This is a genomic window from Flavobacterium foetidum (genome assembly GCF_004634245.1).
GTDB lineage: Bacteria > Bacteroidota > Bacteroidia > Flavobacteriales > Flavobacteriaceae > Flavobacterium > Flavobacterium foetidum.
This window is the reverse complement of sequence record NZ_SJTF01000004.1, coordinates 317,092-339,277: the sequence shown is the minus strand read 5'-3', so window position 1 is coordinate 339,277 and position 22,186 is coordinate 317,092. Positions and strand designations below refer to the sequence as shown.

Annotated in this window: 19 protein-coding genes and 2 tRNA genes; 9 read left to right on the top strand and 12 right to left on the bottom strand. The window is 35.1% G+C overall.

From position 1 onward, the window contains the following. Positions 1-2: 2 nt before the first annotated feature. From E0W73_RS08065 to rseP, 3 genes are all read right to left on the bottom strand, one after another. A tRNA-Asn gene (locus E0W73_RS08065) sits at positions 3-76 on the bottom strand. A gap of 37 nt (positions 77-113) precedes the next feature. Next, positions 114-187: transfer RNA gene (locus tag E0W73_RS08060), tRNA-Asn, on the bottom strand. An 86-nt stretch (positions 188-273) separates the two neighbouring features. After that, positions 274-1,614: an RIP metalloprotease RseP gene (rseP, locus tag E0W73_RS08055; protein ID WP_135221570.1), complete on the bottom strand. Its 1,341-nt coding sequence runs from the start codon at positions 1,612-1,614 to the stop codon at positions 274-276. Positions 1,615-1,812: 198 nt separating this feature from the next. Here rseP and namA point away from each other — a divergent pair, with 198 nt between their 5' ends. From namA to hflX, 8 genes are all read left to right on the top strand, one after another. Then, the gene (namA, locus tag E0W73_RS08050) at positions 1,813-2,883 is read left to right on the top strand and encodes an NADPH dehydrogenase NamA (RefSeq protein WP_135221569.1); all 1,071 of its coding nucleotides are present in this window, start codon (positions 1,813-1,815) and stop codon (positions 2,881-2,883) included. A 177-nt stretch (positions 2,884-3,060) separates the two neighbouring features. Beyond that, positions 3,061-4,104: a Gfo/Idh/MocA family oxidoreductase gene (locus E0W73_RS08045; RefSeq protein WP_135221568.1), complete on the top strand. Its 1,044-nt coding sequence runs from the start codon at positions 3,061-3,063 to the stop codon at positions 4,102-4,104. 448 nt (positions 4,105-4,552) lie between these two features. After that, positions 4,553-5,773 (top strand): MFS transporter, encoded by a 1,221-nt coding sequence (locus E0W73_RS08040; protein ID WP_135221567.1) that lies wholly within the window; start codon positions 4,553-4,555, stop codon positions 5,771-5,773. A 198-nt stretch (positions 5,774-5,971) separates the two neighbouring features. Continuing rightward, positions 5,972-8,791, top strand: a complete 2,820-nt coding sequence (locus tag E0W73_RS08035; protein ID WP_135221566.1) for a carboxypeptidase-like regulatory domain-containing protein — start codon at positions 5,972-5,974, stop codon at positions 8,789-8,791. Positions 8,792-8,808: 17 nt separating this feature from the next. Next, positions 8,809-10,158, top strand: a complete 1,350-nt coding sequence (locus E0W73_RS08030; protein WP_135221565.1) for a DUF5689 domain-containing protein — start codon at positions 8,809-8,811, stop codon at positions 10,156-10,158. A 22-nt stretch (positions 10,159-10,180) separates the two neighbouring features. Beyond that, entirely contained in the window at positions 10,181-11,128 is a 948-nt protein-coding gene (locus E0W73_RS08025) for a hypothetical protein (RefSeq protein ID WP_135221564.1), read from the top strand. A 121-nt stretch (positions 11,129-11,249) separates the two neighbouring features. Further along, a complete protein-coding gene (locus tag E0W73_RS08020; protein ID WP_135221563.1) occupies positions 11,250-12,110 on the top strand; it encodes a hypothetical protein in 861 nt (286 codons plus the stop codon). Between the two features lie 161 nt (positions 12,111-12,271). Further along, entirely contained in the window at positions 12,272-13,501 is a 1,230-nt protein-coding gene (gene hflX / locus E0W73_RS08015; RefSeq protein ID WP_135221562.1) for a GTPase HflX, read from the top strand. A gap of 184 nt (positions 13,502-13,685) precedes the next feature. Here hflX and E0W73_RS08010 read toward each other — a convergent pair whose 3' ends face one another. From E0W73_RS08010 to E0W73_RS07980, 7 genes are all read right to left on the bottom strand, one after another. Beyond that, the gene (locus tag E0W73_RS08010) at positions 13,686-14,618 is read right to left on the bottom strand and encodes a DUF3078 domain-containing protein (protein ID WP_135221561.1); all 933 of its coding nucleotides are present in this window, start codon (positions 14,616-14,618) and stop codon (positions 13,686-13,688) included. Positions 14,619-14,696: 78 nt separating this feature from the next. Continuing rightward, a complete protein-coding gene (locus tag E0W73_RS08005) occupies positions 14,697-15,206 on the bottom strand; it encodes a DUF2480 family protein (RefSeq protein ID WP_135221560.1) in 510 nt (169 codons plus the stop codon). An 81-nt stretch (positions 15,207-15,287) separates the two neighbouring features. Beyond that, positions 15,288-15,611 (bottom strand): SUF system Fe-S cluster assembly protein, encoded by a 324-nt coding sequence (locus tag E0W73_RS08000; RefSeq protein ID WP_135221559.1) that lies wholly within the window; start codon positions 15,609-15,611, stop codon positions 15,288-15,290. Between the two features lie 87 nt (positions 15,612-15,698). Next, positions 15,699-16,109: a GxxExxY protein gene (locus E0W73_RS07995; protein WP_135221558.1), complete on the bottom strand. Its 411-nt coding sequence runs from the start codon at positions 16,107-16,109 to the stop codon at positions 15,699-15,701. A gap of 121 nt (positions 16,110-16,230) precedes the next feature. Continuing rightward, positions 16,231-16,656, bottom strand: coding sequence for a SufE family protein (locus E0W73_RS07990; protein ID WP_135221557.1), 426 nt, complete (start codon positions 16,654-16,656; stop codon positions 16,231-16,233). Between the two features lie 2 nt (positions 16,657-16,658). Further along, entirely contained in the window at positions 16,659-17,084 is a 426-nt protein-coding gene (locus E0W73_RS07985; RefSeq protein WP_135221556.1) for a hypothetical protein, read from the bottom strand. An 11-nt stretch (positions 17,085-17,095) separates the two neighbouring features. Next, positions 17,096-18,310, bottom strand: a complete 1,215-nt coding sequence (locus tag E0W73_RS07980) for an aminotransferase class V-fold PLP-dependent enzyme (protein WP_135221555.1) — start codon at positions 18,308-18,310, stop codon at positions 17,096-17,098. Positions 18,311-18,528: 218 nt separating this feature from the next. Between E0W73_RS07980 and E0W73_RS07975 the strand changes: the two genes are divergently transcribed. Then, entirely contained in the window at positions 18,529-19,878 is a 1,350-nt protein-coding gene (locus E0W73_RS07975; protein WP_135221554.1) for a serine hydrolase domain-containing protein, read from the top strand. A gap of 136 nt (positions 19,879-20,014) precedes the next feature. Here E0W73_RS07975 and sufD read toward each other — a convergent pair whose 3' ends face one another. Beyond that, complete coding sequence (sufD, locus tag E0W73_RS07970) at positions 20,015-21,331, bottom strand: Fe-S cluster assembly protein SufD (RefSeq protein ID WP_135221553.1); 1,317 nt, start codon at positions 21,329-21,331, stop codon at positions 20,015-20,017. Positions 21,332-21,397: 66 nt separating this feature from the next. Then, the gene (sufC, locus tag E0W73_RS07965; RefSeq protein ID WP_008466070.1) at positions 21,398-22,144 is read right to left on the bottom strand and encodes a Fe-S cluster assembly ATPase SufC; all 747 of its coding nucleotides are present in this window, start codon (positions 22,142-22,144) and stop codon (positions 21,398-21,400) included. Between the last annotated feature and the right edge of the window lie 42 nt (positions 22,145-22,186).

Sequence of the window (22,186 nt, the reverse complement as noted above, 5' to 3'; positions counted from 1 at the left end):
TGCTCCCCCTCTTGGGCTCGAACCAAGGACCCTCTGATTAACAGTCAGATGCTCTAACCAACTGAGCTAAGGAGGAATCACCTAAAAAGGTAAATATGTTTGCTAAAAAGTTGCTCCCCCTCTTGGGCTCGAACCAAGGACCCTCTGATTAACAGTCAGATGCTCTAACCAACTGAGCTAAGGAGGAAGTTGCTGTTCTTTTTAGCGAGTGCAAATATAATTGTTTTTTTAGTTTCTCAAAAATATTTTAACTCTTTTTCTTGATTTTTTTTTCTACTTCGTAATTGCTTTATAAATATCGTTCCCATTAGCAAATATAAGCAGTGTGATAAGTAGTACAATACCAATCATTTGAGCATTTTCTAAGAATTTATCGCTAGGTTTTTTGCCGCTAATCATTTCATACAACAAAAACATTACATGTCCGCCATCGAGTGCCGGAATTGGCAATAAATTCATTACGCCAAGCATAATTGACAATAAAGCTGTAATTGTCCAAAAAGCTTCCCAGCTCCAGGTTGGAGGGAAAATTCCGAAAATAGCACCAAATCCGCCGACTTGTTTGTAAGCTTTGGTTTGCGGGTTGAAAATCATTTTCAGCTGTTTTCCGTAATTTACCAATTGATTTTTTCCTTTTTCAAGACCAACCGGAATCGATTCAGCAAAACTATATTCTTTAGTGCTAATTTTATAATAGCCTAACTTTTCTAAAGTTTTCAAATCAACACTTCCAACTTCAATGCCTAGTTTCCCTTTATTGTCGACTTTTAGCGTAACCGGAGTCTGCTTCAAATCACGTAACACAATGGCAGAAAGGGTTTTTCCTTTATTGTTTTTAAAGATTGATATAGCTTGATCGTAATATTTGGTTTCTTGTCCGTTTATGCTTACCATGATATCTTTCGGTTTCAAATCTTGGTTTGCCGATTCTGCAGGAACATTTTTAACCGCAAACGGTACGCGCATTCTCAATAAAGGCCCTTTTTCAGTTTTAGACAACTGGTCTACAAAATCTGTTGGAGGAGTAATCGTGATTTGTTTTCCGTTTCTTTCAATAAGGATCTGTTTTGCCATAATAATGTTCATATTCAGATCGCCGTCAATATTCTCTATTTTTTTATCATCAATAGAAATTAATTTGTCTCCAGTTCTAAAACCAGCTTTAAGCATAGCAGGATTTTCAACTAAGATTCCATCTTTCAAATCAGTATTGGCAATATAAGTATCGCCATAGACAAATGCCATTCCGATATAGATAATAAAAGCCAAAATAAAGTTTACCGTAACACCGCCAAGCATGATGATCAAGCGTTGCCAAGCTGGTTTAGTACGAAATTCCCAAGGCTTTGGAGGTTCGGCCATCTGCTCTTTGTCCATGCTTTCGTCAATCATTCCAGAAATTTTCACATAACCTCCCAACGGAAGCCATCCGATACCGTATTCTGTTTCTCCGATTTTCTTTTTGAAAAGTGAATATTTAACATCAAAAAACAAATAAAATTTTTCGACTCTAGTTTTAAACAATTTAGCAGGGATAAAATGCCCTAATTCATGAAGAATAATAAGTAAAGATAAACTCAATAGAAATTGAGAGAGTTTGATAACTATATCCATTTTATATTTTTAGTTCGTATTTAACGCACAAAAGTAGCGTTTTCTATTTTAATTTAAGACTGCAAGATAATGTTTAAGATTTTAAATGTTTGTTAATTAATAAACATTTCAATATCTCGTTTTAACAAGATGCCGTAACTTTACTTTTTAAACATTGCCTTATCAATAGGTAGCACAAAATCAGTAAAAGTTACAATTATGGCTTCACAATTATTTTCTCCTTTAACTATAAAAAATATTACCCTAAAAAATAGAATTGTCATTTCGCCCATGTGTCAATATTCTGCCGAAGACGGTTTTGCAAACAATTGGCATTTGGTGCATTTAGGAAGTCGTGCCAGCGGTGGTGCAGGTTTGATTATCCAGGAAGCGACTGCGGTTTCGCCAGAAGCCAGAATTTCTCCTTCAGACCTTGGAATCTGGAAAGATGAGCACATCGAAAAACTAAAAGAAATCAATCAATTTATTGTTTCTCAAAATTCGATTCTCGGAATCCAATTGGCGCATGCTGGACGAAAAGCCAGTGTTTCGGCTCCGTGGCTGGGCAATAAAAAGTTGGATTTCGCTCAAGGCGGATGGCAGACGGTTGCCCCAAGTGCGATTCCGTATCACGATGACGAACCTTTTCTTCCAGAAGCTTTAGATAAAAACGGAATCCAAAAAGTCATTTCCGATTTTAAATCCGCAACCAAAAGAGTAGTAGAAGCGGGTTACCAGGTTTTAGAAATTCATGCCGCACACGGTTATTTATTGCATCAATTTTTGTCTCCATTGACCAATGTAAGAACAGACGAATACGGTGGAAGTTTTGAAAACCGAATTCGTTTTACCCTAGAAATTATCGAAGCGGTTCAGTCTGAATGGCCTTCTAATCTTCCGTTGTTTGTTAGAATTTCAGCAACCGACTGGGTAGAAAACGGATGGAATCCAGAAGAATCCGTACAGCTTTCCAAAATATTAAAAGAAAAAGGGGTAGATTTAATCGATGTTTCGTCAGGCGGATTGGTTTCGCATCAAAAAATTACCCTTGGGCCAGGATACCAAGTTCCTTTTGCAGAAAAAGTAAAAAAAGAAGTCAATATCGCAACAGGAGCAGTTGGTTTAATTACCGAAGCCAAACAAGCCGAAGAAATCTTAAATAACGGTCAAGCCGATTTGATTTTATTCGCCAGAGAATCATTAAGAAATCCGAATTTGCCTTTGGATTTTGCCAAAGAATTAAGCAGCGATATTGAATGGCCAAAACAATACGAAAGAGCTAAACTTTAATATTTTTATTAGCCACAGATTACACGGATTAAATTGATTTTTAGCCACTAATTACACAAATTTTCACGAATTTATTTAAGTTTTAGGGCGCAACGATTTGTGTAAATTTGTGTAATTAGTGGCAAACAAAAAACCTTTTTAATCACATTAATCTGTGGCAAAAAAAAACATAACAACATGCAGAAAATAAAAACAGCATTATTATCATACGGAATGTCGGGGAAAGTTTTTCACGCTCCGTTTTTAGATATTCACCAAGGATTTGAATTATTAGGTTCTTGGGAAAGAAGCAAAAAACTAATTCAGGAAGATTATCCATACGTAAAAAGTTACGCTTCGCTAGACGAATTATTAAACGACGATGTCGATTTGGTAATTGTGAACACGCCAGTTGGAACCCATTACGAATATGCGAAGAAAGTGCTTCTAGCAGGAAAACATGCCGTTGTAGAAAAAGCTTTTACCACAACGGTCGCAGAAGCAAAAGAATTGGCAAAAATTGCAAAAGATAAAGGATTGAAATTGGCCGTTTTTCAAAACAGAAGGTGGGACAGCGATTTCAAAACCGTAAAGAAAGTTATCGATGACGGCGTTTTGGGAGATTTAGTGGAAGCCGAATTTCATTTTGACAGATACAATCCGTTGCTGAGTCCAAAAGCGCACAAGGAAACTGCCAATGATGGTGCGGGAGTTTTAAAAGATTTAGGGCCACATATTATTGATCAGGCAGTAAGTTTATTTGGCTGCCCAAAATCGGTTTTTGGAGATATCCGCGTAACCAGAGAAAATTCTGTTGTAGACGATTGGATAGATTTGACATTATTTTATTCTAATTTCAGGGTCAGAATAAAAGCAGGTTTTTTTGTGAGAGAAGCTAATCCAGCATACGTGATTCACGGAAAAAAAGGCTCATTTTTGAAACCACGCGGAGATGTTCAAGAAGACGAGTTAAAAGTGGGTAAAAAGCCAAATGTAGATTCTTGGGGAACAGAAGATGAAAGTCTACAGGGAATTTTACATACTGAAATAGATGGTAAAATCATCCGCGAAAAAATCCCGACACTTCAAGGCAATTATTTCAGTTTCTTTGACGGCGTTTACGATTCTATCGCAAATAACAAAGCAGAACCTGTTACTGCAGATGAAGGCGTAAAAGTAATGCAGGTTATAGAAGCGGCAATTGCAAGCAACGCACAGCAAAAGGTAATCAGCATATCATAAAAGGGAAACGATTTCTAAAGCTTGGCTTTTTGTAAGCTTCGGGGAAGCGTACTATTTATAGCAGAGAATTAATCCTTACAAAATATAGCTCCAGCGGAGCGGCATGTTTTTATAATCTGAAATGTATGTCGCTCCGCTGGAGTTTTTTTTATTTGGGATATTAAATTTCTATAAATTTTACCCCGCTGGGGTTTTATGTAAGTTTTTTAAAATATTACATCTCGTAAAATGATTTCTTTTTGATGTAGCTTCTTTTTTGGTTTCAAATTAAAAAACGTAACAAATTATAATTCGACTAAACCCGAAAAATTGTAATTTTAATAAGAAGAATTCAATCAATAACCTTCGAATTTATAAACAATAACGTTGTAAATTGTGCATAACCCTAGGCTCTGTATACTTTGCCAGGCGTTTTTAGTAATTTTGACAATATTCAATAAAATTCAATATGCTGATAAATTTTAATCCGTTAGCGCTTTTTCAAACCAAAGGGAAAATCAAGAAAGTATTTAGAGAAGCAAAAGCTTCCTATTTAAAACGAATTCGATTTGCCGTTGGAATGTTTTATTTCGGAATGGGATTAAGTTTTGCCACTTGGGCGAGCCGAATTCCAGATATCAAAACAGCGCTGCATTTAACCGAAGGCGATTTGGGTTCTATACTTTTTGCGCTTCCCGTTGGGCAATTGGCTATTATGCCTTTTTCGGGAAAAATGGTAACGAAATTTGGAAGCCACCGAATTTTGATTTTTTCTCTTATAATGTATGTTTTCTGCCTTGTTAATTTAGGTTTGGCAACAACATCGCTACAATTATCGCTCGGGTTATTTGTTTTTGGACTATTCGGAAACTTAGCGAATATTGCTGTAAATACGCAAGGTGTTTATACCGAAGTTTTGTTCAAGAAAACAATCATGTCGTCTTTTCACGGAATGTGGAGTTTTGCCGGATTTACAGGAGCATTAGTCGGATTGGGAATGCTGGCTTTAAAATTAAGTCCGCTGCATCATTTTATAATTGTGGGTATCATCGTTTTATTGATGGTAGCTTTTAATTTCAATTTTTTGGTTAGGGCCAAAGAAAAAAAGAAAGCCAAACAAGAAGGAAAAAAACTATTTGTAAAACCAGATTCGGCTTTGCTTTGGCTTGGAGTTATTGGATTCTGCAGTATGGCCAGCGAAGGTGTTATGTTCGATTGGAGCGGTGTTTATTTTAAAGATATTGTACAAGCGCCGGGGCCTTTGGTGGTTTTAGGGTATACTTCTTTTATGATTATGATGGCCAGCGGAAGATTCCTTGGAGACGGATTAATCAATAAATTTGGCCGCGAACGTGTTATGCAGATTAGCGGTGTCATGATTTCGGCCGGACTTTTTACAGCTGTTTTTCTTCCTTATATTATTCCGTGCACCATTGCTTTTATGTTTGTTGGTTTGGGAGTTGCTACCATTGTGCCTACCGTTTATAGTATTGCAGGTAAAAACCCAACAGTTCCTGCGGGAGAAGCTTTAACGATTGTTTCGAGTGTGAGTTTCCTTGGTTTCTTAATGGGACCACCTGTAATTGGCCATATCGCTCAAAGTTTCGGACTGCAGTTTTCTTTTGCTTTTATCGGAATTTTTGGAGTGCTGATTGCTTTTATGGTTTCTAAAATTAGAACTACTGTTTAGTTTTACAATTAAGCTTTTATTAAAATTAATAAAATCCTAAATAAATTTGTAAGAATTTATTTAGGGTTAAATATTTTGTTTATATTTGAATAACAAGCGACTTGCTTGCTGTTGAATTTTTTCCAAAAACCAATTTTTATCTTTTGAATGAAGGATTTGAAATCCTAAAGTAATGTTCACAGTAAATTGGATTTTTTGATGGTAAAAAAATACGCAGTCTTCTTTATTTTTTGGTTTTTTTATTCTGCCTTTGCACAGCAGGAAATAACAGTCATAGGAACTGTAATAGATGCAAGAACTCAAAATCCGCTGGAAAATGTAGTGGTGACGATACAGAATACAGCTGTAATGCAGCTCACTTCTAAAACAGGAAAATTTGAGCTTCACGTATTTCCGACTAAAGAACAATTGCTTTTGCTGAGAAGCCAAGGCTACAAAGATTTTCTTTTAAAACTACAGTACACTTCGGGACAAAATATCAATCTGGGCATTTTACAATTAGAAGATACCTATACAGATGAAGTTCCTGCTGCATTAATTACCTTATCAGACAATGATTTTTCTGATGACAACAGTTCATCCGAAATGACATCGGGTTTACTGCAGTCTTCACGCGATGCTTTTATGCAGACAGAAGCATTTAGTTGGGGTCAGGCCCGATTCAGGGTTCGTGGTTTAGACAGCGAAAACGGAACTATGATGCTCAACGGAATGACAATGAACAAAATCTACGATGGCAGACCGCAATGGAGCAATTGGGGAGGCTTGAATAATGTGCTTCGCAATCAGGAATTTTCAGTTGGAACCACGGCATCCAATTATACTTTCGGGGGGATTTTAGGAACGCAGCAAATTTCTACAAGAGCTTCATCCTATCGAAAAGGAAGCTCACTCACCTTTTCTGGAAGCAATGCTGCTTATACTTGGCGCGCTATTGGCTCATACGCTTCTGGAATGAGTTCTTCGGGCTGGGCTTATGTTGTCTCAGCAGGAAAAAGATGGGCAGAAGAAAGTTATTTTGAAGGAACCGATTTCAATGCAGATTCCTTTTTTCTTAGTGTTGAAAAGAAAGTTAACACGAAACATTCGCTCAATTTTACCGGATTTTATACTCCAAATTCACGTGGAAAAAATTCTCCCAATACCACTGAGGTTACGAATTTACTGGGCGAGAAGTACAATTCGTATTGGGGATTTCAGAGTGGCAAAAAACGGAATGCAAGGATTAAAAGAGTAGAAGAACCTTTGTTCATGCTCAATCATTATTTTAAAATTAATGATAAGACAAATCTGAATTCAACCGTCATGTATCAATTCGGGCAAGTGGGAAACAGCAATATTGACTACCAAAATGCTGACAGTCCAGACCCTGTTTACTACAAAAAAATGCCGAGCTATTTTAGCTCACTTTATGCAAAAGATTATGGTGAATTTTCGGGAGAATTTACGCCAGATTATGAAAATGCGGCCAAAAACAAAACGGCTCTTCTAGCAAATCCGCAAATTGACTGGAATGCAATGTATTTTGCCAATCAAAAGCAGACCCAGAACGGTTATGAACCTTCAAAAAGCCACTACGTTTTGTACGAGGACAGAACAGATGATAAGACTTTTGCAGTAAATTCAAATCTAAATACGCAGCTTACTTCCAATATTTCTTTTGATGGCGGATTTACTTTCAGAAAACTAAAATCACATAATTTCCAATATTTGCTGGACCTTTTGGGCGGAGAATATTTTGATGATATCGATTCGTTTTACAAAGGAAATCTGTCGCAATCTGATTTGCTGCATCCAGACAGACAAGTAAAAAAAGGAGATACTTATGGTTATAATTATAATTTTTTAGCTAATACCTTAGATGCTTTTACGCAGTTTAAATTTGTTTATAATAAAACAGAATTCTATTTGGCTCAATCTTATTCTATGTCAGATTATCAAAGAGAAGGATTGTATCAAAACGGACTTTATCCAACAACTTCTCTAGGGAAAAGTGAGAAAGTTAATTTTGAAAATTTTGGTTTTAAAGGCGGATTCACCTATAAAATTTCAGGAAAGCAATTGTTGTTTTTTAATGCAGCACATTTAACAAGAGCACCTTCGCTTCGAAATACTTTTTCTAATTCACGATTAAACAATTCTATAGTTGACGGGTTAGAAAGTGAGAACATATCGAGTGCTGATGCAAATTATATATACCGCTCAGCTAAATTAAAATTAAGGCTTACCGCTTATTATACTTTGATTAAAAACACTTCAAAAACATCATTTTTCTATGCCGAAGGAATTTTTGATAATGGAGCAGGTTATGATGCTACAGATGCTTTTGTAAGTCAGACCCTGACGCATTTAGACAAGAAAAATACAGGTGCAGAATTGAGTTTTGAATATCAGCTTTCTTCTACAATAAAAACCACTTTAGCTGCGGCTTACGGAAATTATATCTACAACAGTAACCCAAACGTAATGATTACTAATGACGCAAACATTTCAAAAGACAATAAACAGACTACTTTTGATTTTGGACAGGCCTATCTTAAGAATTACAAACAACCTGGAACTCCACAACAGGCTTATTCTTTTGGATTAGAATATCGAAACCCGAAATTTTGGTGGATTGGTACTAATGTTAATTATTTGGCAGAAAACTATATTGATGTTTCGCCCATTTCAAGAACATCTCAATTTTATATCAATCCAGCAAATGGTTTTCCGTTTCCCGAAGCAACTTCCGAAAGAGGAAACGAACTTTTGAAACAGGAACGATTTAATCCCGTAACACTATTAAATATTAATGGAGGAAAATCTTGGCGCATCAGTAAAAAATATATCGGACTTTTTGCAAGTGTAAATAATGTCTTAAACACAATTTATAAAACGGGCGGATTTGAACAGGCGAGAAATGCCAATTTTAGAGCTTTAAATCAGGACGTTTCCAGTGGCACGCCATCTTTTGGTCCAAAATATTATTACGGTTATGGACGAACTTATTTTTTAAATCTCACAATTGGTTTGTAAATCAAAATTTAATTGTCATGAAAAACACATTTTTGAACCCATTTATTGGAATTATATTGTTAAGCCTTATCAGCTGTAATACCGAAACTGAAACACCAGAATTGATTTGTACGCAACCAGATTTGGCAGTAAACAAAACCGTCGAAAAAGTTTATGAACTTTCTGGAAATACAGCCAAACAATATCTCTATGATGATGTTATTGAGGCTTATGTTGTTTCTAGCGATGAAGGCGGCAATTTTTTTAAAACGATTTATCTGCAGACTAAAGCAACAGACAAGCTTCCCGCATTAGGATTTAGTGTTCCCGTTGATGCATCCAATACTTATATCGATTATAGACTCGGAAATAAGGTGTATATAAAACTTAAAAATCAGTTTACAGATTTGTATTATGGCGGATTGCGAATCGGGAGTCTGTATGTAAGCAACGCGGGAGACCCAACGATTGGAAGAATTTCTCAAACGGAGTATAAAAATGTGCTAAACGCTTCCTGCACCATAATTGACGAAAATTTATTAGTTGAATCACTGTCTATAGAAAAAGCGCTCAATGACAGTAAATTAAATACGCTGATAGAATTAAATGATGTCGAGTTTACAGAAGCTGCCTTGGGACGACATTATTTTGAAGAGTCTAATAATGTTGGTGGTTCAACCAATTGGTATCTGAGAGACAAAACGGGAAATCAGATTATTTTTAGAACCAGCAGTTATGCAAAATTTGCCGAACATTTTGTTCCTGAAGGAAGCGGAAAAGTAAGAGGCATTCTAACAAAATTTGGCTCTGATTATCAATTTATGGTTCGCTCCGAAAGTGATGTTGAAATGAATGGAAAACGAAATACGCCCTTTTTTGCAGAAGATTTCCAGTCGGTTGCAAACAACGTCAATTTTGCACTACCAGGCTGGAGCAATATTGTAGAAAAAGCAACCAAGTTATGGAAAAGCATGGTGTATTCCGGAAATGGTTATGCCGAATTCAATACCACAAGCACAACGGCTGCCGAAAATGTTGCCTGGCTGATAACTCCAAAAATAAATTTAACAGGTTATAAAAATGCTGTTTTATCTTTTAGAAGCGCACAGCATGATTTAAAAGTAGATTCGCCATTAAATACTCTTGAAGTTTACGTTTCAACCAATTTTGACGGTTCAAGCGTCACCAAAGCAAAATGGACAAAACTGGAAGCAAAAGTTCCGTCTCTTTCAACTCCTTCCCGCGAATTCATGAGTTCCGGAGGAATTGACCTTTCTGCTTATACCGGAAACATACACATCGGATTTAAATACATCGGCTCTGGAAAAGACAAGACTTTGAATGGCGCTTTTATGGTTGATGATGTGAAGATTTTTGGGGAGAAGTAATTTAAGCTAATGAATAATAATTATGAAAAATAGAATACTATTGTGCCTGTTACTGATTAATGCAACATATGTTATTGCACAAGAAAAAGAATTTATAATCCATGACGATATCAAAAATGTATCCTCTAAAGTGTCAGATTATCATACTTTGCTGATAAATGATTTTGCATTTGCGTCTCAAAATGATACTATCTTTGAAACAGATTTTATTATAAAAAATGAAGAGTATAGTTCAGATACTGACGAAAATTATTTAAAACTGAAAACGGACAAGATATTAAAAGTAACTTCCCACTGGAATATTCTATTAACCAAGTTAGATGACAAAGAAACAAAGGTTTCAATTAAGTTAGTAAAAGCCGAATCAGGAAAGATGGTTTTGAAACTGAATCAAATTGTTTCAAAAGGAAAATTAGAGCAGAATTTAAAGGACTACATCAACAATAATAAAGTCAGTGAAGTTCATAATAAAAATGAAAACCAATCAAAAGCACAAAGTGAAGTTACAATAAGGCCTTTGGGAAATGGGTATAAGTTGCTTGAGAAAGACAATTATTCTGTACAATTTCCAGTCAAATGGGAAATGCAATGTCCTGGACCATTTCTTGAGCCGTTTTGTATGAGCGGTCCAAAAGAAGAAGAATATGTATATGTAAATTTAATAAAGGAAGATGTTAAGGAGGAATTTCATCACGAATTTTCTCAGTATGTAAAATATCAAGTTGAACAGCTCATCACTGATTGGCAAAAAGTTGTAAAGGAGGAAAAGATTAACGATAAGACATATATGATTGAGTATTATACTATTCTTGATAACAAGTTAAAATCAATACGATATTTCTATTCAATTGATAACGAATGTTACATACTGACATTTTGCGCCAATGACAATTTTTTTAATCTGTATTTAGAAGAAGCAACCAAAATAATGAATAGTCTTAAAATTAATAACAAATCAATTAAATTTTAGAAACAACATAAATTGTTGGTTTTAAGTATTGTAAGATTTGTTTTTTGTTTTTTAATGTTCCATATGTTTAATTTTTCATAGAATTTTGTATTTTGGTCATCCCAAATCAATACAAAAACTTATGAAAAACTACTTTATTGCCATCTTGTTGATGGTTTTTCCATGTTTGATCCACGGCCAGGATGCACCGGTTAAATTAAAACAGATTAATATCGTAAAAACAAATTACCAAAACTCTAAAGACGGTGAAATTGTTAATAAAACAATGGTTTTTAAAGACGGTAAACTTCAGACTATTACAACTTCAGATGTGGTTCAGCATTTTTACTACAATAAAAACGGTCTTCTGGACATGACTGTAAAAGATAAAATTGGAAGCGACTGGAAAGAAGTGATCAATTATACTTATGATGCGGATAATAACATTACCAAATTTGTAAAAAAATATCAGGAAGGGCCAAATTATATAACCAAAACAGTTTCGTTTGTTTATGAAGGTGCACGAGTAAAAGTAACTACAAAAAAGAGTACCAATCACCAAAATCTGGTTGAAGATATTGAATATTTGGTTGAAAACGGAATTATCGTAAGACGTACGTCACGAGACCGAAATAAGGCCATTATTGGAAAATTAGAATATGTTTATGTAAACGATAATGTCTCTAGACATAAAGGATTGGTTGGAGATAAAATTTCTAAATCATATACGTATGATGATAAAAAATCTGTTGATCAGTTAATCGTTCAAAGCCTTTTTGGGGATAATTATAAAGTTATCGTTCCAATGATTTCGTATCACGAAGATGAATTCGCTTTTGAGTCGATTTCATATAATAATGAATTGAATTTCAGTCCGTCTTCTACAGCGCTAGTTGCAGTGAGCAGAAAGTACAAATACAACAAATTGAATTTCCCGATTTCTTGCTCTCAAATTGAAGAAAACGGAATCGTAAAAACAGAAAAAACGTTTATTTACGAGTAGGCTTTCAGTTTGTCTAAATTATTCAAATGGAATTTTGTTGTGTCACTCGCAACAGAATTCCATTTTTTATTAAAGGGATATATGGCGATATAAATTTAAAATCAAAATTGTATAAGTAAATGTAGCGCGTAATTGATTAAATTTGCAGCTTATTCAAGACTATGTTAGAAAAAGAAGTTATAAATTTTGAGAGAACGGTAATTGTAGGTATCGTAACTCAGAACCAAAGTGAGGAAAAGCTTAATGAATATTTAGACGAATTGGAGTTTTTGACTTACACCGCTGGAGGTGAGGTGATAAAACGCTTTTCGCAAAAAATGGAACGCCCAAATCCGAAGACTTTTGTCGGTACAGGGAAAATAGACGACATCAATCTTTTTGTAAAAGAAAACAAAATATCGACTGTAATTTTTGATGACGAATTGACGCCATCTCAGCAAAAAAACATTTCTAGAATTATTGATTGCAAGATTCTCGACAGAACGAACTTGATTCTGGATATTTTTGCACAAAGAGCAGAGACTTCGTACGCAAGAACACAGGTTGAATTGGCGCAATGCCAATATTTGCTCCCAAGACTTTCGGGTTTATGGACACACCTTGAGCGTCAAAAAGGAGGGATTGGTATGCGTGGTCCAGGAGAGACTGAGATTGAAACAGATAGACGTATTGTTCGTGACCGAATTTCGTTATTGAAAGAAAAAATCAAAACAATCGATAAGCAGATGGGAATTCAGCGTAGCAATCGCGGTGCCATGGTGCGTGTCGCTCTTGTGGGATATACCAATGTCGGGAAATCGACTTTGATGAATGCTATAGGCAAAAGTGATGTCTTTGTTGAAAACAAATTATTTGCCACTTTGGATACAACGGTTCGAAAGGTTGTGATTAAAAACTTACCGTTCCTGCTTTCAGATACGGTTGGATTTATTCGAAAACTGCCAACTCAATTGGTGGATTCTTTTAAAAGTACACTCGATGAGGTTCGTGAAGCCGATTTGCTTTTGCATGTTGTAGATATTTCGCATCCCGATTTTGAGGATCATATCGAATCGGTAAATAAGATTTTACAGGAAATAAAAAGCAACGACAAACCAACGATTATGGTTTTTAATAAAATCGATGCTTACAAACACCTGACAATCGACGAAGACGATTTGATTACCGAAAGAACCAGAAAACACTGGACATTAGACGAGTGGAAACAAACCTGGATGAGCAATTTGGGAACCGATAAAGCATTGTTTATATCTGCCACTCAAAAGGAAAATTTTGAAGAATTTAGAGAAATGGTTTACGAAGCAGTTCGCCAGATTCATATCACTAGATTTCCTTATAATAATTTCTTGTATCCGGATTATAAAGATGCAATCGAAAAGGAAGAAGAATAAAAACAAAAAGCGCTCTAAAATTAAATTGGAGCGCTTTTTTTAATGACTAAATAGAAGCTTATTGTTTGTATCTAGCCCCGATGGAGGCGTTATCCTTGCTGGCCCGACGTCGGGCAACAGCGAGATATAGCCGAGAGCGGGAAATCGTGTTTATTCTAATGCCTTTTGTTTGGCTCCTGATGAATTAGAATCCAAAATTAACACCTAAACCAAATACTTGTCTGGTTTGAAAACCTCTGAAAGCATTATCGTCATAAATGGCTTGGAACGAAAAGTTTGCTGACAGGTATTTGTTTACCTTCATGATAATGTTCAACGAATAATCCATGTCGACGTTTTGTGGATCTTCAAGATAGTTTGAATACAGATTTAAGGTGTTTTCGGCCGTTACATTGGTCATAATAGCCAATTTGTAATAAACGGAAGCGTAAAAACCTAATTCGTAACGCATGCTTTTGTTGGCATCGACACCAAAATAAGTGCCGTCTACATAATCGATTCCAGATGTGTATCTGCTGTCTACGAATGTAAATTTTGAGGTTAGGGGCGCAAAATTTATTTTTAGGTTAGCATCTTTTGTCCAGTAAATTCCGGGACCGGTTGTAAGGTAACCAGGAGACATAAACTTAGTGTTTTCTGTTCTGATTTCTTTTCCGTTCTCGTCCTGACCGTAAATATACCCAGTGGTAAATTGCGTTCTAAAGTTCAGGAAATAAGAATAATACCATTGTCCAAAAGCTCTTTTTCCGACTATCGAATTGAGTTCGAAACGGTCATCTGTTTTCTTTTCGAAGTCGGCATTTTTAGTTTGCAATAAACCGTAAGATGCCAAAATCTTATTGTCCCAGGTTAAATCATCTTTTTTGTAATTAAGATCGTAATTAATACCGAGAGTTCCAGAAAAACTGTCTTCACCGCCGGCAATCCAGTTATTGAAACTGGACTGATTGAGTAATAGAGAGAAATTTCCTTTGCTCTTCCAGCCTTGACCTTCGATGGTGTCGTTTATTTTTTTGACTGCTTTTTCGGTATTCTGAATGAGTTCTTTTTCTGAGTTTTGTGCCTGAACAAAAGTAAAGTTCGCCACGATGCATAGTAAAAACGCCAACTTTCTCATGGTTGTATAGTTTAAGTGTATCATCAAATATACTAAAACCAACGGAAAACTGAGGGATAAATTGTCTGCAATTGCGGGTTATTTCTTAGATTGTTTGTATAGAGGTACTGCAGAGCAAGCCTCTCCGTACATGATGCTTCGTGCAAATGGCTGCAGATTATTTGCTGCCAAAATATAAGCACGCATCGGAACAGGTTTTCTAGAACAGCCTTTTACGATTACAGGTTTGTTGGCGTAAACAGAATAGTCGATTTTACTAAGGATTTCTTCGTAAAGACTTGCATCAAGATCTTCGATTGTTCCGTTCACTACTTTTTTGGCAAAAGGCGCTAGATGAACACCTACTAAAATTAATGCCCAAGCCGGAATAATAGCGTCTGTACCACAATTTACCGCTACATATTGATCTTGGTATTGCGACCAATCGTGGTTTTTAAGATGTTCTCTAAAGTCTTTTTCTTTTAGTAGAAATCCTTCCAAAAGCCATTGCGAAATGTCAATCTGCACACGCATTCCTTTTGGATAATAATCCTCTAAATCAAAAACTTCTAAAGCACTATTGGCTACTTTATTGATGATTTCTTCCATGATTTTCTAGTAAACAGTGTTCAGTTTTTAGTGCTCAGCCTAATAACTGAACACTAAAAACTAAATACTGAACACTTTTTATTAAAGCATTCCTAATTCTAACTTTGCTTCTTCGCTCATTAAATCTTTGCTCCAAGGCGGATCGAAAGTAATTTCTACATCTACATCTTTTACGTTTTCAATAGTTTTTACTTTTTCTTCAACTTCTCTTGGCAAGCTTTCTGCAACTGGGCAGTTTGGAGAAGTAAGTGTCATAAGGATTTTTACTTCGTAATCTGTGTTTACCATTACGTCGTAAATTAATCCTAATTCGTAAATATCTACCGGAATCTCAGGGTCGTAAATGCCTTTTAAAACTCTTACGATTGATTCACCTAATTCGTTTGTGTCTATTTCTTGTTCCATTGTTTTTGATTTTTCACCATATAAGTTATATAAGTTCATTTGAAATTGTATACTTAAATAAAATACACGATGTTTTATTTTTATAATTTAATCTTCTAACCAACGATATAATTCATTGACGTATGTTTTTTGACCTTCGTGATAAATGTTTGTAACATTAAAATTTATCATTAATCCTATTGGAGAATTTAGAAGTTTCATGTAAGACATTAGTTTGGCTATATGGATTGGAATAATTTGATCAACAGCTTTTAACTCCAAAACCAAACAATTTTCAATAAATAAATCACATCTTAAATCAGATTCTAACTCCAAACCTTTATACTGAACAGGAATTTTTAATTCTGATTGAAAGCTTAATCCTCTCAGAGAAAGTTCTTTAATCATGCACTGATGATAAATACTTTCTAAAAGTCCTGCGCCAATCTTTTTATGAACTTCAATTGCCGCTCCATTAACTTGATAAATTAAATCAGTCAAATATTTCTTTGTTATCATTTACTTTTTTAAGCAATAATAAGAAATAAAAAAGAAAGATAAAACTTACTTTATTTTTCTTCTCCATAATCTTGAGGTAAAAACTTAAATTTTCTTACATCACTTATATGGTTTAATTTTTTTAATTCTTGTTTTTTGCATCAAAAGCCAAAGCGTACATTTTGATGTTTTTTATCATCGAAACTAAACCGTTTGCACGTGTTGCTGATAAATGTTCTTTTAGGCCAATTTCGTCTATAAAATCAGTATCAGCTTCCAGAATATCTTTTGCTTTTTGATTAGAGAAAGCGCGAATCAAAATCGCTATTATTCCTTTGGTCAAAATAGCATCGCTATCAGCTGTGAAAACAATTTTATCGCCTTGTTCTTCACCTTGCAACCAAACTTTAGACTGACAGCCTTTAATTAAATTCTCGTCGGTTTTGTATTCTTCTTTGATTAACGGAAGACTTTTTCCAAGTTCGATGATGTATTCATAACGCTGCATCCAATCGTCGAACATTGAAAATTCGTCTATTATTTCGTCTTGTATTTCTTTTATCGTCATAATTATTCTTTAGCAAAATCAACTAATAAATTCACTAGTTTTTCGATTTCTTTTGGTGGAAAACCATTGTCAAAACCTGGTGTTTCGTATGTTTTTCCGTCTTTAGTTATTTTTAAATTTCCTATTGCAACACCATCATATGTGCGTTTGTCGGTAGGTGCTTTAAGTGAAGAAAGACCTTCTAAATTCACTTTTGAATATGCAGTAACAATTTCATTCCACTTTGCATCATCAATATTGATTTTTTCAGGTTCTGCATTACGCTGTTTAGTAACCAAAACCGTTTTGTTTTCTACTACAATACTTTTGTAATAGCCTCTTGACATTGCAGAATATTCAATTTGAGTTGAAGTCATATCTGTTTTTTTCTGACTGCAGCATCCAGTTGCCACAAAAAGCGTTAAAAGCAATAAAGACAATATTCTCATACAATAGATTTTTAGCTTAACATGGTTTGCGCTTTCTTAACCGCATCAACCATTTGGTCAATTTCTTCTTTTGTATTATAGAAAGAAAACGAAGCACGAATGGTTCCTGGAATACAGAAATAACTCATGATAGGCTGTGCACAGTGATGACCAGTTCTAACAGCAATTCCTAACTTATCGATAATAGAACCAACATCATACGGATGAATTCCGTCGATATTAAACGAAACTACAGAAGCTTTATTTTTGGTATTTCCATAAATTCGGATTCCTTCAATTTCAGATAAACGTTTTGTAGCGTGCTCTAAAAGTTCGTGTTCGTAAGCCTGAATGTTTTCAAAACCAACGCTGTTTAAATAATCAATTGCAGTTCCTAAAACAATTCCGCCCGCGATATTTGGAGTTCCGGCTTCAAATTTATGAGGCAAATCTGCGTAAGTAGTTTTTTCGAAAGTAACTTCTTTAATCATTTCGCCGCCACCTTGATAAGGAGGAAGTTTGTTCAGCCATTCTTCTTTTCCGTACAAAATTCCAGTTCCAGTGGGGCCACACATCTTATGGCCAGAAAAAGCATAAAAATCACAGTCTAATTCCTGAACATCTGGTTTTAAGTGCGGAACTGCCTGCGCTCCATCAATTAAAACTGCAGCGCCAACAGCATGTGCTTTGTCAATAATATATTTTATAGGATTGATTACACCCAATGCGTTTGAAATATGATTTACGGTAACGATTTTGGTTTTTTCCGAAAGTAAAGCATCGAATTCTGAAATTATTAATTCCCCATTTTCATCAATTGGAATTACTCTCAAAACTGCACCTGTTTTCTCGCATAACATCTGCCAAGGCACAATGTTACTGTGATGTTCTAATGAAGAAACCACAACTTCGTCACCAGCTTTTAAAATCGAAGCAAAACCGTTTGCAACTAAGTTAATTCCGTGTGTTGTTCCCGAAGTAAAAAGCACTTCGTGAGCATGTTTTGCGTTGATATGGTCTTTTACTTTTCCGCGAGAAATCTCATAAGCGTCAGTCGCTAACTGGCTCAAAGTGTGAACACCACGGTGAATGTTGGCGTTGATTTCTTGATAATATTTTACTTCTGCATCAATTACAACTTGCGGTTTTTGCGAAGTAGCTCCGTTGTCGAAATATACTAATGGCTTTCCGTTTACAGTTTGAGAAAGTATCGGGAAATCAGCTCTTATTTTTTGAATATCTAGCATGTCTTATTTAGAAAAAATCTATTTACAAAAGTACTAAAACTAAATTTGTTTATACAGCAATTCTATAATTTCCTTTTATGGCGCCATTGTTATAAGCCGTAAATGCTGATTCCGTAAAAAAAGATTTGCTTTTGTGAATTATCCGAAACAGATTTCGGATTTGAGTCTTAAAATCATGAACATAAATTATTTATATTGCAACAAAATACTAACTCATCATGAAAAAAATTCTCAAAGTACTACTGCTTGTATTGGTTCTCGCCTTTTTGTATTTCGGATTTACAACTTATCCGAAGCTGGATTTAATTTCGGGTTTCTCTGCCAAAAGTGTTGCGTCAGGACATTTTATTGACAATCGTCCGTTGGATTTAATTCAGAAAACCGATAATGATATTAAGTTGGTTGATTTGGCTAAAAACTCCATTGATGATGCTGGAAAATTTGCCATTTCTTCTGTTTACGGATTAAAAGAACGAAAAGCCATTTATCGTGAAGGCTTAGGAGCAACTTTGATTAATGATGATTTTGATGTTACAAAACCATATTTGCTTCCCAAAAGAACAAAACTTGAAAATAATCTTCCTTTTCCATATGGAAATAATGAACCAAAAGATACTGCATTTTCGAATGTTGATTATTCGAAATTAAAGAAAGCAGTAGACAATGCTTTTGATAAAACGGGGGCAAGAATTAAAAGAACTCGTGCCGTTGTAGTTTTGTATAAAGATCAATTGATAGCCGAAAAATACGATACAGGTTTTAATAAGGACAGTAAAATTTTAGGTTGGTCAATGACTAAAAGCATCACAAGTTCTGCTTTTGGAGTTTTGGCAAAACAAAGAAAAATTGATATTTACAAACCCGCTCCAGTTGCAGAATGGCAGAATGATGAACGCAAAAACATTACACTAAACGATTTGCTTCACATGAATTCCGGATTAGAATGGGAAGAGAATTACAGCACAATCTGCGACGCCACAAAAATGCTTTTCCAAGCAGAAGACATGGGAAAAGTGCAATTGGAAAAACAAGCGCAATTTAAGCCCAACACGCATTGGAATTATTCGTCAGGAACAACTAATTTATTGTCTTTAATTTTAAGAAGACAATTTAAAACACAACAAGAATATCTTGACTTTTGGTACAGCGCTGTAATCGACAAAATCGGAATGAACTCAATGATTGTGGAGCAAGATATGTCAGGAACTTTTGTGGGTTCGTCTTACGGATGGGCAACGCCACGCGACTGGTCAAAATTCGGATTATTATACTTAAGAAAAGGAAACTGGAACGGAGAACAAATCCTTGACGAAAGTTGGGTAAAATATACTGCAACACCAACCAACACTTCTGAAGGAAAATATGGTGCGCAATTTTGGCTAAATGCCGGAGGAAAATTCCCAGATGTTCCGCGAGACATGTTTTATTGCAGTGGTTACCAAGGTCAAATGGTGGCAATTATTCCGTCTAAAGATATGGTGATTGTGAGAATGGGAGTGAGAGAAGAAGAACCTGGATTTGATTTTAATGGGTTTTTGAAAGGGATTATTGAGAGTGTGAAGAAATAGAGATTGTTTACTCTTCCTGCAAGGTTTTGGAAACCTTGCAGGAAGAATAGGGTGTAAAAAAGCAAAATTCGCAAAGTTTTGTAATAAACCTTTGCGAACTTTGCGTAACCTTTGTGTCTTTGCGGTAAAACCTCGACTACAAATCAAACCCTAAATTCACGCCCAATTTCATAGCAATGATTTTAGTAATTCTTTGTTTTAATTCTGGTATTTTGATGCTTTCGATAACGGCATTTGAGAATGCGTACATTAATAAAGCTTTAGCTTCTTTTTTTGGGATTCCGCGTGACTGCATATAGAACATCGCTGTTTCGTCAAGCTGTCCAACAGTACAACCGTGAGAACATTTTACGTCGTCGGCGAAAATCTCTAATTGAGGTTTTGCGTTGATTGTTGCTTTATCACTCAATAAAATGTTATTGCTTTTTTGGAAAGCATTTGTTTTTTGAGCTTCTTTTTCAACCAAAACTTTTCCGTTGAAAACTCCTGTTGAACGATCAGAGAAAATTCCTTTATAATCTTGGAAACTTTCACAGTTTGGCTGTGCGTGGTTTACCAAAGTATAATGGTCCACATGTTGTTTATCATTCAAGATAGAAATTCCGTTAAGCGTACTCGTTAATCTTTCTCCGAAATGGTAAAAGTTTAAGTTGTTACGAGTTAAATTTCCTCCAAATGAGAAAGTATGGACAGAAGCATGACTTTCTTGTTGCTGTGAAACGTAAGTGTTGTCTATTAAATTTGCTTCGTTATTATCGTTCTGAATTTTGTAATAATCAACAATCGCGCGTTTTTGAGCAAAAATCTCCGTAACAGAGTTTGTCAAAACAGGATTTTCGTTCAAACTTTGGTGACGCTCAATAATTTGAACATGTGAATTTTCACCCACAATAACCAAATTTCTTGGTTGTACCATTAGAGCAGCTTCATTTCCAGTTGAGAAATACATGATTTCAATTGGTTTGTCAGCCACTTTTTTCTTTGGAATATTAATAAACGCACCTTCAATTGCAAAAGCAGTATTCAATGAAGTCAAACTGTCATCTTTACTTGCAATTTGATTAAAGTAAGTATCAATAACCATTTTATATTTTGGTTTAGTCAATGCCGATGACATCAAACAAACATCGATTCCGTCATGTGTTGTAGAAGACAAATGGGAACTGAAAACACCATCAATAAATACTAATTTGTACGTATCAATTTCGTGTAAAAAGTATTTTTTTACCTGATTGAATTCGATTGCATTTTCCTGCTTTGGAAAAACCGTAAAGTCATTTTTTAAGATGGCATTTAGCGATGTGTATTTCCAAGCTTCTTCTTTTTTGGTTGGGAAACCTTTATTTTCGAAGTTTTTTAAAGCATTTGTGCGTATGTCATGTAAATCCGAATGTACATCGACACGCTCTTCAAAAGCCATAAAAGACGATACTAATTTTTCTTTTAAATCCATTTTCGTAGTTATAAGTTATAAGTTATGAGTTATGAGTTTTTGCAAACTGTAAACTGTAACTGTAAACTAGTTTTCTGCTTTAATCCAGTCGTATCCTTTTTCTTCTAATTCGTAAGCCAATTCTTTTCCACCAGATTTTACGATTCTTCCGTTGTAAAGAACGTGAACGAAATCAGGAACGATATAATCTAATAAACGTTGGTAGTGTGTAATCACGATAATAGCGTTTTTGTCGCTTTTTAATTTGTTTACACCATTTGCAACAATTCTTAAAGCATCGATATCCAGACCAGAATCCGTTTCGTCTAGGATAGCTAATTTCGGCTCTAACATTGCCATTTGGAAAATCTCGTTTCTTTTTTTCTCTCCTCCAGAAAAACCTTCGTTAAGAGAACGAGAAAGAAACTTACGGTCGATTTCTAATAATTCCGATTTTTCACGAATTACTTTCAACATTTCGTTAGCTGGCATTTCTTCTTGTCCGTTTGCTTTACGAGTTTCGTTGATAGCAGTTTTCATGAAGTTGGTAACGCTAACTCCAGGAATCTCTACTGGATATTGAAAAGAAAGGAAAACTCCTTTGTGAGCTCTTTCTTCTGGAGCTAAATCAGCAAGATCTTCTCCGTCAAGGATTACTTCACCATCTGTAACTTCATAGTTTTCGTTTCCTGCAATAACAGCAGAAAGCGTACTTTTTCCAGAACCGTTTGGTCCCATGATAGCGTGAACTTCTCCAGCTTTAACTTCTATATTAATTCCTTTAAGGATTTCTTTATCACCAATTGCGGCGTGAAGGTTTTTTATTGATAACATCTTATTTATTTGAAAATTTAGATAATTTGAAATTTGAAAATT

Bases quoted from the DNA above. Each gene is read 5' to 3' on its own strand.
- rseP (WP_135221570.1), bottom strand. From the start codon at position 1,614: ATGGATATAGTTATCAAACTCTCTCAATTTCTATTGAGTTTATCTTTA.
- namA (WP_135221569.1), top strand. From the start codon at position 1,813: ATGGCTTCACAATTATTTTCTCCTTTAACTATAAAAAATATTACCCTA.
- E0W73_RS08045 (WP_135221568.1), top strand. From the start codon at position 3,061: ATGCAGAAAATAAAAACAGCATTATTATCATACGGAATGTCGGGGAAA.
- E0W73_RS08040 (WP_135221567.1), top strand. From the start codon at position 4,553: ATGCTGATAAATTTTAATCCGTTAGCGCTTTTTCAAACCAAAGGGAAA.
- E0W73_RS08035 (WP_135221566.1), top strand. From the start codon at position 5,972: ATGGTAAAAAAATACGCAGTCTTCTTTATTTTTTGGTTTTTTTATTCT.
- E0W73_RS08030 (WP_135221565.1), top strand. From the start codon at position 8,809: ATGAAAAACACATTTTTGAACCCATTTATTGGAATTATATTGTTAAGC.
- E0W73_RS08025 (WP_135221564.1), top strand. From the start codon at position 10,181: ATGAAAAATAGAATACTATTGTGCCTGTTACTGATTAATGCAACATAT.
- E0W73_RS08020 (WP_135221563.1), top strand. From the start codon at position 11,250: ATGAAAAACTACTTTATTGCCATCTTGTTGATGGTTTTTCCATGTTTG.
- hflX (WP_135221562.1), top strand. From the start codon at position 12,272: ATGTTAGAAAAAGAAGTTATAAATTTTGAGAGAACGGTAATTGTAGGT.
- E0W73_RS08010 (WP_135221561.1), bottom strand. From the start codon at position 14,618: ATGAGAAAGTTGGCGTTTTTACTATGCATCGTGGCGAACTTTACTTTT.
- E0W73_RS08005 (WP_135221560.1), bottom strand. From the start codon at position 15,206: ATGGAAGAAATCATCAATAAAGTAGCCAATAGTGCTTTAGAAGTTTTT.
- E0W73_RS08000 (WP_135221559.1), bottom strand. From the start codon at position 15,611: ATGGAACAAGAAATAGACACAAACGAATTAGGTGAATCAATCGTAAGA.
- E0W73_RS07995 (WP_135221558.1), bottom strand. From the start codon at position 16,109: ATGATAACAAAGAAATATTTGACTGATTTAATTTATCAAGTTAATGGA.
- E0W73_RS07990 (WP_135221557.1), bottom strand. From the start codon at position 16,656: ATGACGATAAAAGAAATACAAGACGAAATAATAGACGAATTTTCAATG.
- E0W73_RS07985 (WP_135221556.1), bottom strand. From the start codon at position 17,084: ATGAGAATATTGTCTTTATTGCTTTTAACGCTTTTTGTGGCAACTGGA.
- E0W73_RS07980 (WP_135221555.1), bottom strand. From the start codon at position 18,310: ATGCTAGATATTCAAAAAATAAGAGCTGATTTCCCGATACTTTCTCAA.
- E0W73_RS07975 (WP_135221554.1), top strand. From the start codon at position 18,529: ATGAAAAAAATTCTCAAAGTACTACTGCTTGTATTGGTTCTCGCCTTT.
- sufD (WP_135221553.1), bottom strand. From the start codon at position 21,331: ATGGATTTAAAAGAAAAATTAGTATCGTCTTTTATGGCTTTTGAAGAG.
- sufC (WP_008466070.1), bottom strand. From the start codon at position 22,144: ATGTTATCAATAAAAAACCTTCACGCCGCAATTGGTGATAAAGAAATC.